A 21,244-nucleotide genomic window follows, 5' to 3' on the forward strand; every position below is an offset into this window, starting at 1 on the left:
ATGGCAAGAAGGAGCAATACCATGCAAGGTATTACTCCATCTCCAGATTTATATCTCCGTCTGCAGTTAAATTATTGTGTCAGTCGTGATCTGCCTCAAGGATTTTTTCTGCCGCATAGTAACCAGATTGCACTGCTGCCTCAAAAGTCGGGTAGATCATATAGTCGCCCGCCAACACTATCGAGTCATCATTACTGTTATTCAGTTTGAGCAATCTGTCATATGCCCCCAATGACATCACTGGATAGCCATATGGGAATCGCTCAATATCGTAACCTGTAATTTTTTTACTTGCTGCGGAAAATATTTTATCCAAATCACGATAGACATTCTTCAGCAACTCATGATCGCTCATGGTCAAAATTGACTGATCATGACTGGTCTTGGGAGCGATGTAGACAGAAATGATATTGGCTCGATCTTTTTTCTGCTGATCGTAAAACCGTTCAACCCAGGTAGCATCATAAACATCAGTGAAGAAGTAACTGTCTGGCACGGCCAAATCAAACGCCTTGTCAAATATCGGCGTATCAGAGAATAGTGCGACCGTAACATAAGGAGCGTAAGTTATCCCCTTCATGATCTCTTTACGCTCTGACGACAAAACAGCATCAGCGATCTTCAGAGTCACCGGAGCCGGGGTCGCAATGACAACTCTCCTGGCCAGAATAGTGGCTTGCTTGCCCCCTTTTTGGGTGTATACCACTGCATAATTTTCACCTTGTCTGGTAATACCGGTGACTGTACTCCCGGCTCTGAGCTTGCCATTCAACGCATGCCCCAACTTGTCAGTCAGCTCGGAGATACCCTTGGTAAAGGTGTAAGAGTTGGAACTCTCTTTTTTCGCCTCTGCATACTGCTCCGCAGCACTGCCAGGTTCATCATCCAGCACATAACCATGTTCGTCATCGTCATAATCAAATGCGACCTCGGGGATCAGACTCAGTGCAGATATCTCCTGCAGACCAGCCCCAAAAAGCCCACGGCTGGTCACATTGTATTTATCTATATAAACCTCAGGAATTCCATTCGCTGTTAACCAGCTTTTGGCATCCATATAATCCATTTTTTTCGTACGATCATTATATTCCGTATCAGGTATTTCATCGTAATGCTTATATTCTGATGAAATTAGCTTGATGAAATTATTATATGTTTCCAGATCACTATGCTTTATCAAATGTCTGGCAATACCATCACTACCATAACTGATAGATTCCCCATCATAAATAGCATCCATTGGTGAGGGGATTTCTTTCATTTCAAGACCGAGCTTGCTCACCATACCTGCCAGCACATCATCGGGCTCCCCCAGATATTCTGTACCTTTGGCATAGGTAAACTGTTTATGGTGTCCTGAAGAGGTACGCCCACCAACAGTGTCATTTTTTTCCAACAAGACAAGATCTTTATCTTTCAGAAAATATCCTGCGGTAAGACCTGATATACCGCCACCGACGATCACTATATCATGAAACTCAACTTGAGCTGGCTGCACGCCAGACTCACGAGCACAAAGAATAGTTACCGGCAGCAAACAACATATACCTATGAAGGCAACCTTCTTATTTAAACCATTTCTTATATTATTCTGCATAGTGTCACCTCTATCTTTTCCATCACCCATTTTACGTTCATTAAGGGATGCGATTTAGACCGGAGGAGATAACCTCATCAGCTGCCCTTACACCAGATAAATAGGCACCATGTACCGTCTGAAAGAAGTGTCTCTCGGTCGCCTCACCAGCAAAAAAGAGACGATGTGCAATACTCTTCGCCAAATCGTCCCTAGCCTTGGGAGTTGCGCCCAATCCGTTGTATGAATAAGCTCCCATAGCATAAGGATCCGCACTCCAGCGTGTAATCAAGTAGCTCACCGGGTCTGGAATATTTGCACCATATATGGCTCTCAATGCTGCCATCGCACTGGACACTGTATCCTGATCGTCCAGCTGTTCAACATGAAGCGCAAACTCGGCAGCATTAAAGCCAATCAAAACTGGCTGATTGGTATGTTTGGCCAAGCTGGCCCATTCAACCCATTGTCCTTTATTGCCAGTATCGGGGATATTGTTAATCCAGTCGTAGCGAGTATCCCAAAATGCGTAGGGGAAATGGAGGCAACATTTATTCAGCGTACCAACACCAAGTTTTTTAATTGCTTGTGCTTTCCTGCCTGGCAATGGTGGTTGAAATTCCACACGACCTGATTTCAAAACGCCCAGTGGTAAAGTGACTATTACTTGCGCAGCTTGATATGTCCGGCTTTTTGTTTTAACGATAACCTCTGCATTACTCTCATATTCAACTTTTATAATTTCCTGTTCAAGCCGGATATCTAAATCCTGAGCAAGGTACTCGACAACGGACTGATAGCCGTTATACAAAACCCATTCATCACCAGAAAAATCTTCATCACTATCAAACCAATATGAAGAGAGCTGTTCTATGGAACCGCCATACTCATGCTCTATGCTGCTACTTAAAACAAAATCGATAATTCGTTGTTCTTCTTCAGTGCGTGAGGAGTAGGAAAGGCGAGAGTAAATGCCATCCCGCAATGAGACATCACGTTCCGCATCCTGCAAAATCATTATTGCAGCAGATATTTCATCTTCAATCAAAGTAAGGCGTGCGTACTGGGATGAACTCAGTTTATGAGAACCACCATAAAAAATATCTGCGCTCTCCGAATCGGTGGAAAAGTGCTTGATACCCAGCTCATCAGCCAATCTTGAAACAGGATTTTGTGGCCCGGCACCGTGAATCCATGTTGCCCCAAGATCGATAGCAGGCCCCGCCCACTGCGAAGAGGTATGCAAACGCCCCCCAATACGATCCCGGGCTTCAAGTACCAATACGTGGTATCCGGCATCACGCAATTTTTTAGCCGCGACAAGACCTGCCACACCGGCGCCAATCACTATGATTTGCCATCTATCGGTAACCGCAGAATTCAACTCGCCCATGGTATTAGCGTCTCCTCTACTATGACCAAGTTGCCAGTAAACCGATTGGTTAGAGGCAATATTGTCACTGCAACCTGTGAAACATTTCAGACTATATTCACTCTATTTGAGCGACTGCTCAAAACTACTGTAAGGGCTTGCTACAAGTCAATAGCAACATCGCTATCAAACGCTGTTTCTTGAATCATGCAGTGAGAAGAATGGGGATGAGCCATTCAGCAAACAGCCGCATCCATGCAGTGAATATGATGGGGATACAGACAGGGGTAGAGGAAAAATACTATTTAAAATCAATAGTAATGCATGATTGAACATGACAGATGGCTCGTTTCACCATCACTACTGCCCTATGTGAAAACCTGTACGACAAAAGGCGCCTTATGGCGCCTTTTTTATTGCTATGTGCCCAACGGTTCAGCCGGGAATGGCGCCGCTGTTGAAGGTAAAGCTGTAGCTATCGCCGCGACAGAGGCTCTGGCTCACCTCGAGCAGCTCCCCCTGCGCCGTGTAACTGCGCTGCATCACTGCCAGCACCGGCATGCCGACCGGCAATCCCAGCATGGCGCTCTCGGTCTGGCTCGGCACCTGCTGGCGGATCTGGTACTGCTGGGCAACGGGCTCAATCCCCTCCTCCCGCCAGTGGGCGTAGAGCGAGCCCTCCAGCAGGTCGGGACGGGGCAGGAACTGGCGAGGGATATAGGTGGTCTCGATGGAAGTGGGGTCATCGTTGACGCAGCGTACCCGGCGGATCTTGGCGATCTCGGTGCCCTCAGCCACCCCCATCAGGGCGGCCTGCTCTGCGCTGGCGGCCACCAGCTCGCGCGCCAGCCAGCGATCGCTCAGAGCACCGAGCTGGCTCAGCTGGGCGGTAAAACTGCCACCGGCCAGGTTGTAGGTAAACGGAGCGTGCACGACGGTGCCCTTGCCCTGCTGCTTGATCACCAGCCCCTGCTCCGCCAGCAGGGAGATCCCCTTGACCACGGTGGCCCGAGAGAGGGCGAGGCTGTCGGAGAGCTGACGCTCGGAGGGGAGCACGCAGCCGTGGGGCAGCAGTTTGCGCTCGATAGCCTGCTGCAGCCCCTGCGCCAGAATGAGATAGAGCGGCTCATCCCCTGCACAGGCCAGCCGTTGTTTCAACTCGTCAAACAGGTGTTCAGCACTCTCTCTCTGCATGGCGCTCTCGTCTAAAGATGCAAAAACATAAACAAATGGGTCCAGTCCACTTTACTTTAAAATGCGTTATGGTTCACACTGGACTGACACTGGATGTGTATAATACCAACTGGACTGCAACTGGACTACACAAAAAGGTGATCGATATCGTCATGACCCCATCAAGCTCTACCTCACTTCAACAGCAGCGTATTCTGGGTTGTCTCTATGGACAAGCGGTGGGCGATGCCTTTGGCATGCCATCGGAGCTCTGGTCCCGCGAGAAGGTGCGTGCCTTCTTCGGCTGGATCCATGACTTCCTCGACGGCCCCGAGGAGAACATCGCTGCCAACGAATTCGTACGCGGCCAGTTTACCGATGATACCAGCCAGATGGTTGCCCTGATGGATGCCATCATCGAGGAGCAGGGGGAGATCAAACCACTGACCATCGCCCGCCACATCATGAAGTGGGCCGAGGGGATCGACGCCTTTAGCAAAAATATTCTGGGCCCTACCTCCAAGGGAGCCCTGATCGCCCTGCAGCAGGGGATCCCCCTTGAGGAGATCCAGGCCAACGGGGTGACCAACGGCGCCCCGATGCGTATCGCCCCCATCGGCTGCCTGATGCCGACCAGCGACAAGGAGGCCTTTATCGAGGCCGTGCGCCTTGCCTGCGTGCCGACCCACAAGTCGGATATCGCCATCGCTGGTTCAGTGGTGATTGCCTGGGCCATCAGCCGCGCCATCGAAGGGGCCAAGTGGGCAACCATTCGTACCGAACTGCCCCCCCTCGCGCAAGAGGTGCAGAGCCGTTTCGCCTCCACCTTCAGCGCCTCCCTTGGCCGCCGCATCGAACTCGCCTTCACCGCTGTCGACAAGGCACCGACCATCGAATCGGGTCTGGACGATATCTATGACCTGATCGGTTCCGGCATGGATGTGATTGAATCTATCCCCGCCGCGCTGGGCATAGTGGAGCTCTCCGAAGGGGATCCCATGCTCTGCGCTCAGCTGTGCGCCAACCTCGGCGGCGATACCGACACCATAGGTGCCATGGCCACCGCCATCTGCGGTGCCCTCAGCGGCATCTCGGCCCTGCCGCTGGCAGCGCGCCAACTGATTGATCAAGCAAACCGGATTGACTTCGGCCCCTATGCCGAAGCCCTTGCTCACTATCGGCAACAGGACGTATGACTATGAGCCAGCAAGCAACCGAGATGCAGCCGGAACAGGCTTCCAGCGGCATCGATCTTATCCCTCCCCACGAGCGAACCAAGCAACCGGCGGAGCTCTTCTTCGTCTGGTGTGCCGCCAATATCGGCATTCTGGGGGTCGTCTACGGCGCCGTGGTGGTCTCCTTTGGCCTCTCCTTCTGGCAATCGCTGCTGGCGGCAGTTGCCGGGGTCGCCTCCTTCGCGCTGGTAGGGATCACCAGCATGGCGGGCAAGCGCGGCCGCACCACCACCCTCACCCTCTCCCGCATCTGCTTTGGCAAGCGGGGCAATATCGCCCCCACCGCCTTCTGCTGGATCAACCTGATGGGCTGGGAAGCGGTCAATCTGGTCACCGGTACCCTGACGCTGGCGGCACTGTTTGCCGCCATGGGGCTGGCGGAGTCCCACTGGATCACCGCCCTCTCCCTGCTGCTCTTTGGCGGCCTGACCGTGGTGGTCTCGCTGCTGGGGCAGAATACCGTGCTGATGATGCAGAAGTGGATCACTCGCACCTTCGGGGTGATGACCCTGATAGTGGTGCTCTATCTGATGGCCAACGCCAACTGGCAGGTGATCATGGCGCTCCCCTCCGGTGACTGGCTGACCGGCTTCCTGCCTGCGGTGTCGGTCATCGCCGCCGGTACCGGCATCAGCTGGGCCATCGCCGGTGCCGACTACAGCCGCGACCAGAGCGAAAAATCGCGCCCCGGCGCCGTCTTCTCATCTGTGGTGGTGGGCGCCTCCCTGCCCCTCATCCTGCTGATGTTCGCCGGTATTCTGCTCACCGCCCAGATCCCCGATCTCGCCTCTACCGAGAACCCCATCGCGGCAATCGGCAAGCTGCTGCCTGCCTGGATGGTGATCCCCTATCTGGCCGCTGCGGTTGCCGGCATCGTCACCATCGCGGTACTGAGTCTCTACTCCGCCAGCCTCAACCTGCTGAGCATGGGGGTCAAGCTGCGCCAGTCCCATGCCGTCATGCTGGATGCCGTGCTGGTCGTCGGTGTTGCGCTCTACGTGCTGTTTGTCTCCGGCGACTTCCTTGGCCCCTTTATCGCCTTCCTGATCTTCTGCGGCCTCTTCCTGGCCTCCTGGGCTGCCATCTTCATCCTCGATTATCTGGCGCTGCGCCGTCATCAGGGTTACGACTATCTGGCCCTCTACGGTGATACCGGGGTGCGCAAGGGGCCGCTGCTCTGCTGGCTCGCCGGCTCCATCAGCGGCCTGATGGTCACCAAGACCGGCTTTATCGACGGCCCGCTGGCCATCGGCGTCTTTGCCGACTCCAGCCTCGGTCTGTTTGTCTCGTTTGCCGTCAGTCTGGTGCTCTATGCCCTGCTGCTGCCCCGCATGAGGAGCGTCTGAGATGACTCCGCCCGTCCCGACCATGCCGGTCATGGTGATTGGCGCCGCCTTTGGCGACGTGATGCTGGAGATGAACCGCCTCCCCGTCTCGGGCGGCGATGAAGTCGCCCGCGAGAGCGGCCGCCAGATTGGTGGCTGCGCCTTCAACGTGGCCCGCGCCCTCGCCCGGCTCGGCGCCCCGGTGATCAACGGCATTACCGTCGGTCAGGGCAGCTGGGGAACGGCGGTGGAAGCAGCGATGGCGGCGGAGTCGCTGCCAGTCCAGTTGCGCGATCCGGCTCACGACAATGGCTGGTGTCTGGCACTGGTCGAGCCCGATGGCGAGCGCACCTTCATTACGGTGGAAGGGTGCGAGCAGTACTGGGATACCGCGGCGCTGAGCCGTCTGCTACCCGCTGGCACAGGGTGGGTCTATGCCTCCGGCTACGAGCTGACCGGCACCCAGGGGGCGCCGCTGCTGGAGTGGTTGCTCCAGCTACCCGAGCGCATCACGCCGTTCATCGATCCGGGTCCCCGCATCGGTGATCTGAGCGCTGACGAGATTGCCGCTCTGCTGGCCCGTGGCGCACTCTTCTCTCTCAATCGTGAAGAGGCAGCCGTGCTGCTGGGGGCCCCCGCCAGCGCAGCAACCGTGGCCAGCTTCTGCCGGCAACACAGGGCTGCTCTTATCGTGCGGGAAGATAAAGAGGGAGCACTGGTCGGCACCCCGGATGGTCAATGCCAGCGGGTATATCCCGTTGCGGTGACCCTCTGCGATACCGTCGGGGCGGGCGATGCCCACGGCGGCGGCACCCTGATGGGGCTCGCCAGCGGCCTGCCGTTGGCAGAGGCGGTTCGCCTCGGCAATCTGGTGGCCGCCATCGTGGTCAGCCGTCCCGGCGCCGATGGTGCACCAACCCGCGCTGAACTGGTCAATTACGACTTGCCTGTGATCACCGCTGCGTGATCGCTTTGGCCCGCTCCGGCACCGCTGGAGCGGGCATTTTTTCAATGGCAGCAACCACTTCCCCCACACTGTTCACCTCCCCCCTCTGTCACAGACGATTTGCGAAGCTGAACCGGATCTTGATGGCACTTCACTTGGTGTTTTATTGACCAGTGGAGAGCTAGTATTATGAGCAGGTTCCCGATCAGTCAGAGAAGCGATCATGCAAATCAACTCAGCCTCCATGCCCATCATGCGCCCCGATTACGGCAAATATCCCTCTTATCCCGAGGTCACACCGGAGCAGATCAATCAGGCTCAAAACAAGGTGCTGGACAAAAAAGACGAGGTTGAAACGCAGCGTGAGGATCAGGCAACCGCCCGCCGCACCATGGCGGTTTCCTACTCGGCTGCGCAGCAGAACAAGGCTGTAGTCGAACGCTACATGGATGCCAGCGATACAGAGAGCAACGAAAATAGCGGCCCGAGCGCCAGTGATGTCTATCAGGCGGCCAACCGCTACCAGCGCCAGCAGAACCTGAGCGACTACCTGCAATTCCAGCAGAGCCCGCTCGGTCAGCAGATGGGCAGCATGGTCGGTGAGGAGAAGCCCAAGGGCTCCCTGCTCGATATCACTGCCTGACAGACCAACATCCGCTAATGAAAAAGCCCTCTTCATGAGGGCTTTTTGCTATCAGTGAGATCCTTCCGCCACTTCGTCGGGCAGCTCGTCAAAGAGAGGATGGTAGAGCACCTCGCCCGCTACATTGGCAAGACCACCCGGCTGCAGCTCCATCGCCATAAAGCACTCTGCCGGCACCTCGTAGATGCAGCGCAGGCCAAATTCGCTGGCGGGACGGAAACCGAAGCGGCTGTAGTAGGCCGGATCGCCGAGCACCACCACCCCTTTCCAGTCCATCTCGAGCGCCGTATCCAGCCCTTCACGGATGAGATCGGAGCCAATCCCCTGCCCCTGCCAATCAGGATGCACCGCAACCGGTGCCAGCCCAAGCCAGGGCCCCTCGACACCGTTAATGGTGATCGGGCTTAGCATCAGGTGGCCCATAAACTCGTACTCTTCCTCTTCGACCATGGTCACCACGGCGGCACCACACTCGCGCAGACGGTTAACCAGCTCGGCCTCATCGGTGCGGCCAAAAGCGGCAGTGACCAGCTCATAGACCGGCAGCATGTCACCGGGGCGCTCGGTTCTCAACATCAGGTATTACTCCTCGTACAGCAGAGCGGCCATTATTCCACAAACTGCCTCCGCTCCTGAGCACCTTTGTCCAGAAATGGGAGGGTGCACTCAGGAAAACGATCGGCAAACTGCTCTCGCAAGGCTCGCCAGTTGTCCGGTGCGGGCTGGGCCAGCACCCTCTGATAGGCATTCAGCAAGGAGGGGGACTCCCGCGCCAGCCGCGCAAACGTCTGCTCCGGCCCCAGATGCCAGCGACCATCCAGCTCATCCATCAGCTCCGGCAACTCCACCAGCAGCCTCATCAGGCGATGGCGCAGGTGGAGCGCGCTCTCAGCCGTCAATCCATCCCCATCGGCAAGTAACCGACTGATCCACCCAAGCCGCTCGCGCCGCTCTGTCAGCGTCAGCGAAGTGGGCCCCTGACGCAGCAGAGTAGCGAATTGCAGCAGCCACTCCAGCCCCATATCATCCTCATCCTTTAGCAACAGGCCACCTGCATGGTGGAACAGCTCGGGCTCAGCAACCTCCAGTCGGGAGAGGGGATAGCTATGCAGCTGATATCCCTCGGCCTCCAACTGCGGATCAGCAAATAGCCGAGCCTCGTCAGCATCCATATCGGCAAGAAAGAGGGAGATAACTGGCAGCTTCGCTTCGCACACAGCAGGATCGCAGAGGATCACCACGGCGATCCGCTCATCCGGCTGCCATCTGGCCAGCGCCTGCTGCAACGCTCCAGTAATGGCTGGACGGCGATCCAGCCGCCAGTAGCGCACCTCGCATGGCTGATGGCCGTCAATCAGACGCAGCCCCTGCTCCACCATGCCAAGCTTGGCCATCACCCGGCCGGAGGCCAGATTCTGCGGCATATGGCGAGCCGTGATGGCGGGCAGATGCAGCTGGTCAAAGGCGAATGCCTTGACCATTCTGGCCGCCCGGGTGGCAATGCCGCCCCCCTGCCAGGGGACACCGACCCACCAGGCCAGCTCACCATTCCAGTGCAGCGAGATGACGCCGACAAGGGGCGCTTCTGCCTCCCCTTGCGGCAAGGTGATGGCCCAGCTCCAGCCAAGGCCAAGCGCCGCTCTGCGCCAGCAAAGGGCCAGCCAGTCGCGGGCCCCCTCCGCTGGATAGGGGTGGGGAATATTGAGGGTATAGCGGGCGATCGCCTCATCGCTGCAATAGCGCACGATCTCTTGTTCATCTCCGGCGTGCAGTGCTCGCAGCTGCAACGGAGCATCACCATCGGGTTCCAGCAAGGAGGGGATCTGCAGGCGACGCGCAAGCAGACGATTGAGCAGAGCGCCCAGATCCGCGTGTGCATCCAGCGTCAGATCGGCGCCAACCGTCCCCAGCGTGAGCAGTCCCTGCTCCCGGGCCAGCGTCAGCAAGGAAGCTGAACCACTGAGAAGGATCTGCTGGGTAGGATCGGCGTGGTGTTGCGGCAACAAATCCCCATCAAGCCAGGCGGCCAGCAGGGCGCCGGGACAGATCACGCCATCAGGGGTCAGACCTGCCCAGGGGGCACAGTGGTGATCAAGGGTGGCGGCAGCCTCCTTACCCAAGAGCAGCTGCCAGCGATGGCCCTGCTGCTGCCAGTGGCCCACCACCTCGTTCCAGTGGGGTTGCCACAGGCTCCCCTCGATCAACAACTCCATCAGCCCGCCTGATAGGCCGCTGGCAGGCTCATGTGATGTGGATGCGCCTCGATGCGGGTAATCCAGTCACGAATGGCGGGCCACCCCTGCAGGGAGAAGATCCCCTCCTCCGCCACATGGGTGTAAGCGTAGAGGGCGATATCGGCGATGGTCGGCGCCTCGCCGCACAGATAGGGGCTCTTTTTCAGTTGTTGTTCCATCACCGCCAGCGCCTTCTCGCCACCGGCCTTCAGCCCGTCGAGCCGCGCCTCCTGCGACTCGGGCCGCCCCAGATAGCGGACGATAAAACGGGCCACCGCAATATAGGGCTCATGGCTGTACTGCTCGAAGAACATCCATTTGAGCACGTCGGCCTGCAGACGCGGATCGGTCGGCCACAAAGACGAGCCCTGCGCCAGATAGAAGAGAATGGCATTGGATTCAGCCAGCAGATCGCCGGGAGCAAGTTCCAGTACCGGGATCTTGCCGTTGGGGTTCATCGCCAGAAAATCGGGGGTTTGAGTCTCCCCCGCCGCGATATCGACCGCCACCCACTCGAGAGGCAGTTCCAGCCAGCGCGCCAGCAACCACGCCTTGTAGCAGTTGCCGGAGCGCAGATCACCATGCAGACGCATGCACACTCCTTGTGAAAAACAGATTTGAGAAACCGGTCAAGGAGCCAGACGCTCGATATGCCAGCCATCCCCTTCACGGGTGTAGTAGAAACGGTCGTGCAGACGGTGTTCACCCCCCTGCCAGAATTCGACCGTCTCGATCACCACCCGAAAGCCGCCCCAGAAGCTCGGCAGCGGCACTTCGCCGTTGGCAAACTTCTGTTTGAGCTCGAGAAACTTGGCCTCCAGTACGCCGCGCGCCGAGATGCGGGTCGACTGTTTGGAGACCCAGGCGGCGATCTGGCTATCCTTGGGACGACTGTGGAAGTACTTCATCACCTCGAAGGTGCTCATCTTCTCCACCCGACCGGTCACATGCACCTGACGGTCGAGGGTGTGCCAGGGGAAGAGCAGGCTGATGCGGGGATTCCCCTCCAGCTGATGCGCCTTGCGACTACCCATGTTGGTGTAGAAGACCATCCCCTGGGGGTCGTAGTGCTTGAGCAGCACGGTACGCTGCCACGGCTGGCCATCGGCATCCACGGTGGCAACCACCATGGCGGTGGGGTCGGTCAGCTTGGCTTCGCAGGCCTGGGCCAACCACTTCTCGAACAGCTCGAGAGGCTCGGCGGGCAGATCGGCCCGATGCAGCCCGCCACGGGTATACTCCCGGCGCAGATCAGCAACATCCATCATCTTGATTTTCCTTCAAATAAATAATGGTTCCACGACCATCAAGAGAATGATTGCAGGCATTGTGCGCTGCCCTTTTGCCGGTGACAAGCCATAACGAACGGGGGAGGCTCCCGCCTCCCCCGTCCACTCTATGATGGGCTAACCCTACTTTTGTGACTTTTGACAGTACGGCAACATGCGCCGGTTATAGTCCGTGGCATAGGCTTCCAGCCTGGCATATTCCCCCTCCTTGCCCGGAGTGATCACATCGGCGAATCCTGTCAGATAACGCACTCCGCAACGACTTTTTGCCTGCGCCTGCTCACTCTCGGCGATGCCGGGCGCACTGCCGCCCCGCCCCGCCCGTACGATAAGCCGATAATCCTGCACTTTGAGGCTCTGCTCGACCGCCTGTTCGGCCACATCAGGTATGGCATGACAACCCGATATGTAGATCAGCAGCAAACCAGCCGCTACGCGCAACATCTGCGCCATAAAAGACCTCCTGCCATCAGCACCAGCCAAAGCGGATCAACACTGCCGCCACCTCCCCCGCCGCCAGAACTACCAGAGCTGACAGTGGTAGTGCTTCCTGTCGAACTACCGGAAGCTGAGCTCGCCCGCGCCGCCGTATTGAGAGCAAAAAAGATATTGTCGCTGCAAGAGAGCCGCAGCAAGGCCCCGCTCGCCAAAGGTGTTGGCAAAGTAATGCTGGCCGAGCCACTATTGGGTACACCGGCCACCAGCGTAGCCCAGTTGCTGCCGCTATCCTGGGTCAGGGCCACATCCACTTTCTGACAGTTGATAGGCGCCTGGTTCGTTCCCGCCACATTCCAGCTCAACGTCTGGGTTGCACCAGCCACCATCTTGCCAGCAAGGGGAGCAGTGATGGCAAAAATGGCTCCGGTGTTGACCACTTGTACTACCATCTCGTCGCTGCTGACAGCCCCTTGGCCATCACGTACCGCAAGGCGAAAGTGAAGGTCACGACTGGTGGTTGGCCAGGCCTCACCCTTGGCAAGCACACCCGCAATGAGTGAGCTCATCGCAGGCAAGCTGCGGCTGGGGGCTTGGGTTGGCGACAACATCCGAAACAGCGGCCGTGAACCGTCATCCACCATGGTGGCCGCACTGGTAGAGGCAGAGCCAAGATCCAGCTCCTCCCAGCTGTAGCTCAGCGGATTGCCATCAAGATCCACCGCACTGCCGCTCAGGGTGAAAGCGGTGTTGGCGGGGATCACCCGATCCACGCCAGCATCCACGACCGAGGCATTGTTGGAGAGCACCAGATTGGTTCCACAAGATGGCTGCGAGGCCATCTTGGTGCGGATCTGCTCTATCGACTTGCTGTGAAAGAAAGGAGAGCTGTTGCTCTGCAGATCTTCATCTCCACAGATCCCGGCATACGCCATGATAGAGGAACCGCTGCCAGGCTCCCAGGCCGAGCTTGCCTCACGCCCGCTACCACAGCTGCCCGACGTGCCGTTGAAAGAGTGCTCCGCCCCCATCTGATGGCCCAGTTCATGAGCCACGTAGTCGATATAGAAGGCATCACCTGTCGGCTGCGAGCTCCCCGTCATCCCCTGAGACCGGCTGAAGGGGTTGCAGAGCGCCCCGAGTGTAGCCAGCCCGCCTCCCGAAGTGGTCAATACGTGACCCACATCGAAACCAGGACTTAACAGCAAGGCTTGCTGGGTCTCGTTGATGGTCAGATCCTGAGTGGAGTTGGTGAAGGGATCGGTGGCCGGATCGGTAAAGATCACCTTGTCCGTATCCGCAGCCAATTGAAACTCGGCCCCTACATCGCGGCGATAGACCTCGTTGACTCGGTTAAGCAGGGTGGCAATGGCTGCCAGAGCTGCGGCTTTGGTGCCACCGTGAAACTGGGTATATTCCCCGGTCGCCGAGATAGCGATGGTATAGCGCTTGCGCTGGTTGCCGCTGACCAGCACCGAGCGGGCGGCCTGCGCCCCAAGCTGCGACGAGAGCACTTCATCATCATCCAGCCGGCGCCAACTCTCCTGCTGGGTATAAACGGCGTACGAGGTGCCATCAAAAAGCGGGTCTATGTAGAAGGTCTTCCCCCGATAGGTGAACATTCCGTGAAACCCCTGTGGCGTCAGGTCAAAGCGACCGCTGCTTCGGGGATCGTCTGCGGCGCTGCCCGAATAGGTTTTGATGGCGGGGTAACGCAGTGCCAACGTGGGTGGCAGCAGGGCATTGGGATGCAGGGAAAATGTGACAATACGACCATCGGTCAGCGGCAGACTAAGAGAAGATGGTAACTCCCCCGTAGCGAAAGGGGGTTCTGGCACTACCACCTTCACCTCATCGGCCCTCACATCAAAAGCGACGTTTGCAGCAGTTTTTGCATCCTGAAACAACCACTCCGGTGATGCCAGCACCGGCATTGCCAGGCAGGAGATAAACAGGGTCAGACCATACTTCATAGCGCCTCCATGCTCTATTGTTATCGCTGCAAGTATGGCCCAGCCCCACATGGCTCGCCGAATATCCACCTTGCACCGCATCCCCCTTCCACCTATCATTGCGCCGTTTGTCTGTTTCAGAATCATCCCGCTACCGGGGTGATTCATCTTTATCTGGCCAAGGTTAATCTCATGCTCAAATCCCCACTGTTGCCCCGTTTCGGGGATCTGGTCGTTGCCATTGTTGATGACGTGCTGGGCCAGGGTCTCACCCTGGATCGCGCCTATGCCCGTCACTTCTCCGGCATCGAACTCAAACCGCAAGAACAGGCAAGGATTGCCCTGGTCACCGGCGACCTGCTGCGTCGCCTGAGCCTCTACTGCGCCCTGACCGGTATTCAGGTGCGTCAGGCCGAGAAGAACGTCTGGCCGCTGCTGCACAGCTGGCATGCTTTCCACAAGATCCCCCAGCCCAACCATCCGACCCTGGATCGCTTCAACGAAGAGGCGTTCCGTCGCCGCCTGAACGAAGCCAAAAAGAACCCGGTGCTGATGGATGGCTGCCCGACCTGGCTGGAAAAACTCGGCAGCGAGCAGCTGGGCGAAGCCTGGCCGGCCGAGCGCGCAGCCCTGACCGCCATGCCCAAGCGCTACCTGCGGGTCAACACCCTCAAGTGCACCCGCGAGGAGCTGCAAGCCGCTCTGGCCAAAGAGCAGGTCAACACTGTGCCGGTAGCAGGGGTTGAGAGCGCTCTGGAAGTCACTTCCGATGCCGCCCTGTTTCGCACCAACGCCTTTGCCGACGGCTGGTTCGAGCAACAGGATGCCGGCTCCCAGCACATTGCTGCCGCACTCGACGTCGCGCCCGGCATGCGGGTGATCGACGCCTGCGCCGGTGCCGGTGGCAAGACCCTGCATCTGGCCGCCATGATGAAAGGCAAAGGCCGCCTGCTGGCGATGGATGTGGAAGAGTGGAAGCTGGAGAACCTCAAGCAGCGTGCCCGCCGCGCCGGTGCCCACAACGTGGAGACCCGGGTCATCACCAGCAGCAAGACCGTCAAGCGCCTCAAAGAGAGCGCAGATCGCCTGCTGCTGGACGTCCCCTGCTCCGGCCTTGGCGTGCTCAAGCGCAATCCGGATGCCAAGTGGCGCGATACCGCCGAACGTCTGCCGGTGCTGGTCGCTCTGCAGGAAGAGATCCTGCAGCGCTACAGCCAGATGGTGAAAGTGGGCGGCATGCTGGTTTACGCTACCTGCTCCATCCTGCCCGAGGAGAACCGCCAGCAGGTGGACAAGTTCCTCGCCGCCAACGAAAACTTCCGCCTGCTCGGTGATCACACAGTGAGTCCGGCAGCTACCGGTTTCGACGGTTTCTATCTGGCGCGCATCGAGCGGATCGCCTGATCCAGAATGACCTGCTCCTTGCGCCCTTATCGCGCACGGCGGGTGCGATGAAAAAGAGCGGCAGCCCTCGGGCTGCCGCTCTTTTTTATTGGCCGGGATCGCCGCGTCAAGACTCCAGTGCAGCAATCGCCTCTATCTCGATCTTCACATCCTTCGGCAGGCGGGCCACTTCCACGCAGGATCGCGCCGGATACATGGCATCGTGCTCGGTGAAGAAGTCGTTGTAGACCCGGTTGACCGCAGCAAAGTCGTTCAGATCGGAGACGAACACCGTGGTCTTGAAGATATTGCGCACCTCACCGCCTGCCGCCTCGACAATCGCCTTGACGTTTTGCAGGGAGCGCAGGGTTTGCGCTTCGATTCCCTCCGCAATATCGCCGGTCACCGGGTCCAGCGGGATCTGGCCGGAGGTGTAGAGGATGTTGCCAATCCGGCTGGCCTGCACATAGGGGCCGATGGCGCCCGGCGCCGCTTTGGTAGTGATAACCTGTCGCATCTGTTACTTCCTCGCGCTGACAAACAAAAAGTAGGCCCGGAGCAAGCCTGCTCACCCCGGGAATGAGAGTTACATCATGTTGGTGAAGGTTCTGGAGATGACGTCCTGCTGCTGCTCGCGGGTCAGGGCGTTGAAGCGCACCGCATAGCCGGAGACCCGGATGGTCAGGCTGGGGTACTTGTCCGGATTCTCGATGGCATCCAGCAGCATCTCGCGGTTCATCACGTTGACGTTGAGGTGCTGGCCTCCTTCCACATCCCGCTCATGATGGAAGTAGCCATCCATCAACCCCACCAGATTGTTCTCGCGATTGGCCGGCTCCTTGCCGAGCGCTCCCGGCACGATGGAGAAGGTGTAGGAGATCCCGTCCTTGGCATATTTGAACGGCAGTTTGGCCACCGAGGCGAGCGAAGCGACCGCCCCCTTGCGATCCCGACCGTGCATCGGGTTGGCCCCCGGTGCAAACGGGGCACCGGCGCGGCGGCCATCCGGGGTGTTGCCGGTCTTCTGGCCATACACCACGTTGGAGGTGATGGTCAGGATCGACTGGGTCGGCACCGCATTGCGGTAGGTCGGCAGCGCCTGGATCTTCTTCATGAAGCGCTCGACCAGATCGCAGGCGATGGAGTCGGCCCGCTCGTCGTTGTTGCCGTACTGGGGATACTCCCCCTCAATCACGAAATCGACCGCCAGCCCGTCAGCATCGCGCACCGGCTTGACCCGGGCGTACTTGATGGCCGCCAGTGAATCGACCGCTACCGACAGACCGGCAATGCCGCAGGCCATGGTGCGATAGACGTCGCGATCGTGCAGCGCCATCAGGGAGGCCTCGTAACTGTACTTGTCGTGCATGTAGTGAATAAGGTTGAGCGCGCTGATGTACTGCACCGCCAGCCAGTCCATAAAGCTGTCGAGGCTCGCCATGACAGTGGCGTAATCCAGCACCTCGTCCATGATGGGCGCCACTTTCGGGCCGACCTGGATCTTCAGCTTCTCGTCCACCCCGCCGTTGATGCAATAGAGCAGGGTTTTGGCGAGGTTGGCGCGGGCACCGAAGAACTGCATCTGCTTGCCGATCACCATGGGGCTCACGCAGCAGGCGATGGCGTAGTCATCGCTCTCGAAGTCGGTGCGCATCAGGTCATCGTTCTCATACTGCAGGGATGAGGTATCGATGGAGACGCGGGCCGCATAGGTCTTGAAGGCCCGCGGCAGCCCTTCCGCCCAGAGGATGGTGAGGTTGGGCTCGGGCGCCGGCCCCATGGTCTTGAGGGTGTGGAGGTAGCGGAAGGAGTTCTTGGTCACCAGAGTGCGACCATCCAGCCCCATGCCGCCGATCACCTCGGTCGCCCAAATGGGGTCGCCGGAGAAGAGGGAGTCAAACTCCGGAGTACGCAGGAAGCGTACCATGCGGATCTTCATGATGAAGTGATCGACCAGCTCCTGGGCATCCTGCTCGCTGATGAGCCCCGCCTTCAGATCGCGCTCGATATAGATGTCGAGGAAGGTGGCGGTACGACCGAGGGACATGGCGCCACCGTTTTGCGACTTCACCGCCGCCAGATAGGCAAAGTAGAGCCACTGCACTGCCTGCTGGGCTGTGCGTGCTGGCCCGGAGATGTCAAAGCCGTAGTTGGCCGCCATCTGCTTGATCTGCACCAGTGCCCGCTTGTGCTCGGCCAGCTCCTCGCGCTGGCGGATCACCTGCTCCAGCTGCTCTCCCCGCTCGAGAGCCGGTTGCAGATCGGCAAACTGCAGCTCCCGTTCACGGATTAGATAATCTATGCCATATAGCGCTACCCGACGATAATCTCCGATAATGCGACCACGGCCGTAACCATCCGGCAAACCGGTCAATACCCCTGACTTTCGGCAGCGCAACATCTCGGGAGAGTAGACGTCGAACACCCCCTGGTTATGGGTTTTGCGCAATTCGCTGAAGGTATATTCAAATTCGGGATCCATCTCTCGGCCATATGCTTCAAAAGAGCTGCGGATCATATTTACGCCACCAAACGGGTGCAGCGCTCTTTTAAGGGGCTTGTCGGTTTGCAGGCCAACGATTTTTTCCAGCCCCGGCTCGATATAACCCGGCCCGTGAGCGGTGATTGTGGTGGCAATATTGGTATCAAAATCAACAGGCGCGTGGGTGGCATTCTCGATGCGGATCCCCTCCATCACCTTGTTCCACAAGGTAGTGGTCGCTTCGGTCGCATCAGCTAAAAACTGTTCGTCACCTTCATAGGGGGTGTAGTTCTGCTGGATAAAATCACGGACGTTGATCTCGTGCTTCCAGTTCTCACCGGCAAACCCTTGCCATGCCTGACGGAATTTATCCTGATCCAATTGCATATCAACTTTCATCAAATAAACCTCATTCACTACTCATGACACTACAGTGGAAGATGTCAGACGCACTCGGCCTGACGAACCTGCTGCCCCAGACGAATGGCATCCAGCGCGATCATTTTCTCTTCATTGGTGGGAATAACCGCCGCCAGCACCATGGACTCTGCCGCCGAAATAACCCGGCAACCCTCGCTATTGGGACGCTGGTTAAACGGCTCGCTGATCGCTACGCCAAATACCTGAAGCCGTTCGCATACCAGCTTTCTGATAAAGGCCGAGTTCTCGCCGATCCCGCCGGTGAAAATAACGGCATCCAGCCGGCGCAATGAGGTGGCATGGCCGCCGATATGGCGGGCAATACGATGGACAAAAGCGTGAATGGCCAATTTTGCCCCGGGATGTCCTTCGTGGTAGGCCGCTTCCAATACCCGCATATCGGAGGAGAGCCCCGAAATACCCAGCAGGCCGGACTGCTTGTTCAATACCAGCTCGATATCCTCGATGGATTGCCCCGTCTTGCTGGCGATATAGGCCAGCGCGCCAAAATCGATATCACCGCTGCGGCTGCCCATGATCAGCCCCTCCAGCGGCGTCATCCCCATCGAGGTATCGACGCTCTTGCCATCCTGTACCGCACAAATAGAGGCGCCATTGCCCAGATGGGCGATGACCAAACCGGCATGCTGCTCATCCAGCCCCATGAATACGCAGGCCTGCTCGGCAACATAGCGATGGGAGGTGCCATGGAAGCCATAGCGGCGCACGCCGTAATCCTGCAGATATTGGTAAGGCAGCGCATAGATATAGGCTTCCGGCTTCAGGGTCTGGTGAAAGCCGGTATCAAATACCGCAATTTGGGGCTGGTCGGGAAATAGCTGGCGGGCGGCCATCACGCCGCTCAAATTGGCGTGGTTGTGCAGCGGGGCCAGTGGCGAGACCTGCCTTATTTTGGCCAGTACCCGCTCGTCAATGATGGCCGCTTCGCTGAACTCATTGCCGCCATGGGCAATGCGATGGCCCACCAGGGTGATAGCATCGAGCAAACCGCGCAGTTTCAGCGCTTCTGCAATCGCCGCCAGTGCACAGCTATGGTTGTTTTCCGGCAAGGGGGTGGCCGGGTTTTTATCAATTTTCAGCTGGGGATGTTCGGTCTCGATACCATCTGCCATGCCGGAGATCACCACCTCGCAGGTTTTACTATCCAGTACCGAGAATTTGACCGACGAAGAGCCGCAATTGATAACCAGAACCAACGAATCAAACTTCATTACATCGCCTCGATATTTATGATGTCGAGTCACTGCAGTCAGAACATATTTACCACTACTTGTGGTGGGCAAATAACGGATAGCCTTGCCCTGGGCCCAAATAAGTGGGCCAACCAAGTACCGGTTATTGCGCGCTTCTGACTGCGCCATGCAGACCCCGCCAAGGGGTCAGGGTCTGAATGGCTGATGACTTGCAGAAAAGGTTTTCAGAACAGCTTGGAAACAATATTCAGGATGGTCAGCACACCGATGATGGTGACAAACACGTTGCTGGCCTGGCCTTTATATTTGGCCAGCGCAGGTGTTTTGTTGACGGCATACATCGGCAGCAGACAGAGCAGGGAAGCGATGATCGGCGCCCCCATTGCCTCAATCAGGTCGAGGATGTTGGGGTTCACATAAGCGACCAGCCAGGTCGAGCCCATGATGAACAACATACTGACCATGTTGAGTTTTTTACTGGAAACCTTGCTCTTGTCGCCCTGGTATCCAAAGCGGAGGATGAGGCCGTTCAACCCTTCCAGCGTCCCCAGATAGTGGCCGAAGAAGGATTTGAAGATGGCAACCAGCGCAATGATGGAAGCGGCATACTCCAGGGTGGTGGCAAATGCAGACTTGCTGCCAGCCAGCGAGGAGAAGTGGTTGGCCAGATAGGAGAGCACCGGAATATTCTGGGCCTTGGCTTCCGCCATATTTTGCGGCGACAGGGTAAACAGGCAGCTGAAGGCAAAGAACATCACCACGGCCACCATCAGCATGCTGGCACCGGAGATAATCTTCGAGCAGCGCTTCTCGGTAAAATCACGACCGAACTCCTGCTCATACTCTTCCCGTTTGGAGACGATGAAAGAGGAGACAATCGGCGAGAAGTTGAAGGAGAAGACCATGATGGAGATCCCCAACCAGACGGTGACCAGAATACCGTCGTGACCAAACATGGATATTTCACTCAGGTTGACCTGATCAAAGACGGCACTGTTCCAGTAAGGAACGAGGGAGAGAGAGATAACCACCAGACTGGCGATGAAAGGAAATACCAGATAGCTCATCACGCGAACCATCAGATCCTTGCCGAAATAGATCACGAAGGCCATCAACAGCAGCAACCCAAGGGCGACAACACCCCGATTGAGCGGCGCCATTTGCAGTTGATGCTCCCAGAATGCCATGAAGGTATTGGTGATTGTCACACCATATATCCAAAGCAGTGGGCAGATGGCAAAGAAATAGAGGAAGGTAATTACCACCCCGCCCATTTTGCCAAAATGCTCTTCAACGGTCTCGGTGATATTTGCCGATGGATTGCTGCCAGAAAGACATAATCTTGCCAACGCCCTGTGGCAATAAAATGCAATAGGGTAAGCCAGCACCAACATGATTAATATTGGTATCAGGCCACCATATCCGGCCCGAATAGGGAAAAATAGAACACCTGCACCGATCGCTGTACCAAATAGACCGAGTCCCCAGGTTGTATCCGACTTACGCCATGCTTTAACACTCTCTTTACTGCTGCTAACGACACTATCCAATATCATGACTGTATT

Annotated in this window: 18 protein-coding genes; 5 read left to right on the plus strand and 13 right to left on the minus strand. The window is 57.5% G+C overall.

The genetic code is table 11. The features are described 5' to 3' along the window. Positions 1 to 79 precede the first annotated feature (79 nt). The 3 genes from I6L40_RS16920 to I6L40_RS16930 all read right to left on the minus strand — a co-directional run bounded on the left by I6L40_RS16920 (position 80) and on the right by I6L40_RS16930 (position 4,142). The gene (locus I6L40_RS16920; RefSeq protein ID WP_071910821.1) at positions 80 to 1,627 is read right to left on the minus strand and encodes an FAD-dependent oxidoreductase; all 1,548 of its coding nucleotides are present in this window, start codon (positions 1,625 to 1,627) and stop codon (positions 80 to 82) included. 10 nt (positions 1,628 to 1,637) lie between these two features. Next, complete coding sequence (locus I6L40_RS16925; protein ID WP_083593358.1) at positions 1,638 to 2,969, minus strand: FAD-dependent oxidoreductase; 1,332 nt, start codon at positions 2,967 to 2,969, stop codon at positions 1,638 to 1,640. A 414-nt stretch (positions 2,970 to 3,383) separates the two neighbouring features. After that, the gene (locus tag I6L40_RS16930) at positions 3,384 to 4,142 is read right to left on the minus strand and encodes a GntR family transcriptional regulator (protein ID WP_041208882.1); all 759 of its coding nucleotides are present in this window, start codon (positions 4,140 to 4,142) and stop codon (positions 3,384 to 3,386) included. 152 nt (positions 4,143 to 4,294) lie between these two features. Between I6L40_RS16930 and I6L40_RS16935 the strand changes: the two genes are divergently transcribed. The 4 genes from I6L40_RS16935 to I6L40_RS16950 all read left to right on the plus strand — a co-directional run bounded on the left by I6L40_RS16935 (position 4,295) and on the right by I6L40_RS16950 (position 8,270). Then, positions 4,295 to 5,317: an ADP-ribosylglycohydrolase family protein gene (locus tag I6L40_RS16935; protein ID WP_033114417.1), complete on the plus strand. Its 1,023-nt coding sequence runs from the start codon at positions 4,295 to 4,297 to the stop codon at positions 5,315 to 5,317. Positions 5,318 to 5,319: 2 nt separating this feature from the next. After that, entirely contained in the window at positions 5,320 to 6,702 is a 1,383-nt protein-coding gene (locus tag I6L40_RS16940) for a cytosine permease (protein ID WP_216994619.1), read from the plus strand. A gap of 1 nt (position 6,703) precedes the next feature. After that, positions 6,704 to 7,648 (plus strand): PfkB family carbohydrate kinase, encoded by a 945-nt coding sequence (locus I6L40_RS16945; RefSeq protein WP_216994620.1) that lies wholly within the window; start codon positions 6,704 to 6,706, stop codon positions 7,646 to 7,648. A gap of 202 nt (positions 7,649 to 7,850) precedes the next feature. Next, a complete protein-coding gene (locus tag I6L40_RS16950) occupies positions 7,851 to 8,270 on the plus strand; it encodes a hypothetical protein (protein WP_216994621.1) in 420 nt (139 codons plus the stop codon). Positions 8,271 to 8,321: 51 nt separating this feature from the next. Here the strand turns inward: I6L40_RS16950 and I6L40_RS16955 are convergent, their stop codons facing one another. The 6 genes from I6L40_RS16955 to I6L40_RS16980 form a co-directional block, all read right to left on the minus strand. Then, positions 8,322 to 8,846 carry a GNAT family N-acetyltransferase gene (locus tag I6L40_RS16955; protein ID WP_042031533.1) on the minus strand — a complete coding sequence of 175 codons (525 nt, stop codon included), beginning with the start codon at positions 8,844 to 8,846 and terminating at the stop codon, positions 8,322 to 8,324. 32 nt (positions 8,847 to 8,878) lie between these two features. Then, complete coding sequence (locus I6L40_RS16960) at positions 8,879 to 10,483, minus strand: GNAT family N-acetyltransferase (RefSeq protein WP_216994622.1); 1,605 nt, start codon at positions 10,481 to 10,483, stop codon at positions 8,879 to 8,881. Continuing rightward, on the minus strand, positions 10,483 to 11,097 hold the full coding sequence (locus I6L40_RS16965; protein WP_216994623.1) for a glutathione S-transferase family protein: 615 nt from the start codon (positions 11,095 to 11,097) through the stop codon (positions 10,483 to 10,485). Before I6L40_RS16965 ends, I6L40_RS16960 begins: the two co-directional genes overlap by 1 nt. A gap of 36 nt (positions 11,098 to 11,133) precedes the next feature. Continuing rightward, the gene (gene pdxH, locus I6L40_RS16970; RefSeq protein ID WP_216994624.1) at positions 11,134 to 11,772 is read right to left on the minus strand and encodes a pyridoxamine 5'-phosphate oxidase; all 639 of its coding nucleotides are present in this window, start codon (positions 11,770 to 11,772) and stop codon (positions 11,134 to 11,136) included. A gap of 144 nt (positions 11,773 to 11,916) precedes the next feature. After that, positions 11,917 to 12,246 carry a hypothetical protein gene (locus I6L40_RS16975; RefSeq protein WP_143241696.1) on the minus strand — a complete coding sequence of 110 codons (330 nt, stop codon included), beginning with the start codon at positions 12,244 to 12,246 and terminating at the stop codon, positions 11,917 to 11,919. After that, positions 12,225 to 14,201 (minus strand): reprolysin-like metallopeptidase, encoded by a 1,977-nt coding sequence (locus tag I6L40_RS16980; RefSeq protein WP_071910802.1) that lies wholly within the window; start codon positions 14,199 to 14,201, stop codon positions 12,225 to 12,227. Before I6L40_RS16980 ends, I6L40_RS16975 begins: the two co-directional genes overlap by 22 nt. A gap of 171 nt (positions 14,202 to 14,372) precedes the next feature. On the opposite strand from I6L40_RS16980, the gene I6L40_RS16985 reads away from it, so the two are divergent. Further along, positions 14,373 to 15,584 (plus strand): RsmB/NOP family class I SAM-dependent RNA methyltransferase, encoded by a 1,212-nt coding sequence (locus tag I6L40_RS16985; RefSeq protein ID WP_043850373.1) that lies wholly within the window; start codon positions 14,373 to 14,375, stop codon positions 15,582 to 15,584. Positions 15,585 to 15,690: 106 nt separating this feature from the next. Here I6L40_RS16985 and I6L40_RS16990 read toward each other — a convergent pair whose 3' ends face one another. The 4 genes from I6L40_RS16990 to tdcC all read right to left on the minus strand — a co-directional run bounded on the left by I6L40_RS16990 (position 15,691) and on the right by tdcC (position 21,235). After that, positions 15,691 to 16,080 carry a RidA family protein gene (locus tag I6L40_RS16990; protein ID WP_071910800.1) on the minus strand — a complete coding sequence of 130 codons (390 nt, stop codon included), beginning with the start codon at positions 16,078 to 16,080 and terminating at the stop codon, positions 15,691 to 15,693. Positions 16,081 to 16,149: 69 nt separating this feature from the next. Then, positions 16,150 to 18,444 carry a formate C-acetyltransferase gene (gene pflB / locus I6L40_RS16995; RefSeq protein WP_071910798.1) on the minus strand — a complete coding sequence of 765 codons (2,295 nt, stop codon included), beginning with the start codon at positions 18,442 to 18,444 and terminating at the stop codon, positions 16,150 to 16,152. A 44-nt stretch (positions 18,445 to 18,488) separates the two neighbouring features. Continuing rightward, positions 18,489 to 19,697, minus strand: coding sequence for a propionate kinase (gene tdcD, locus I6L40_RS17000; protein ID WP_071910796.1), 1,209 nt, complete (start codon positions 19,695 to 19,697; stop codon positions 18,489 to 18,491). 206 nt (positions 19,698 to 19,903) lie between these two features. Next, positions 19,904 to 21,235, minus strand: coding sequence for a threonine/serine transporter TdcC (gene tdcC / locus I6L40_RS17005; RefSeq protein WP_041208894.1), 1,332 nt, complete (start codon positions 21,233 to 21,235; stop codon positions 19,904 to 19,906). Positions 21,236 to 21,244 lie beyond the last annotated feature (9 nt).

It is taken from the genome of Aeromonas sp. FDAARGOS 1410 (assembly GCF_019048745.1).
In the GTDB taxonomy this organism is placed as follows: Bacteria; Pseudomonadota; Gammaproteobacteria; order Enterobacterales; family Aeromonadaceae; genus Aeromonas; species Aeromonas jandaei.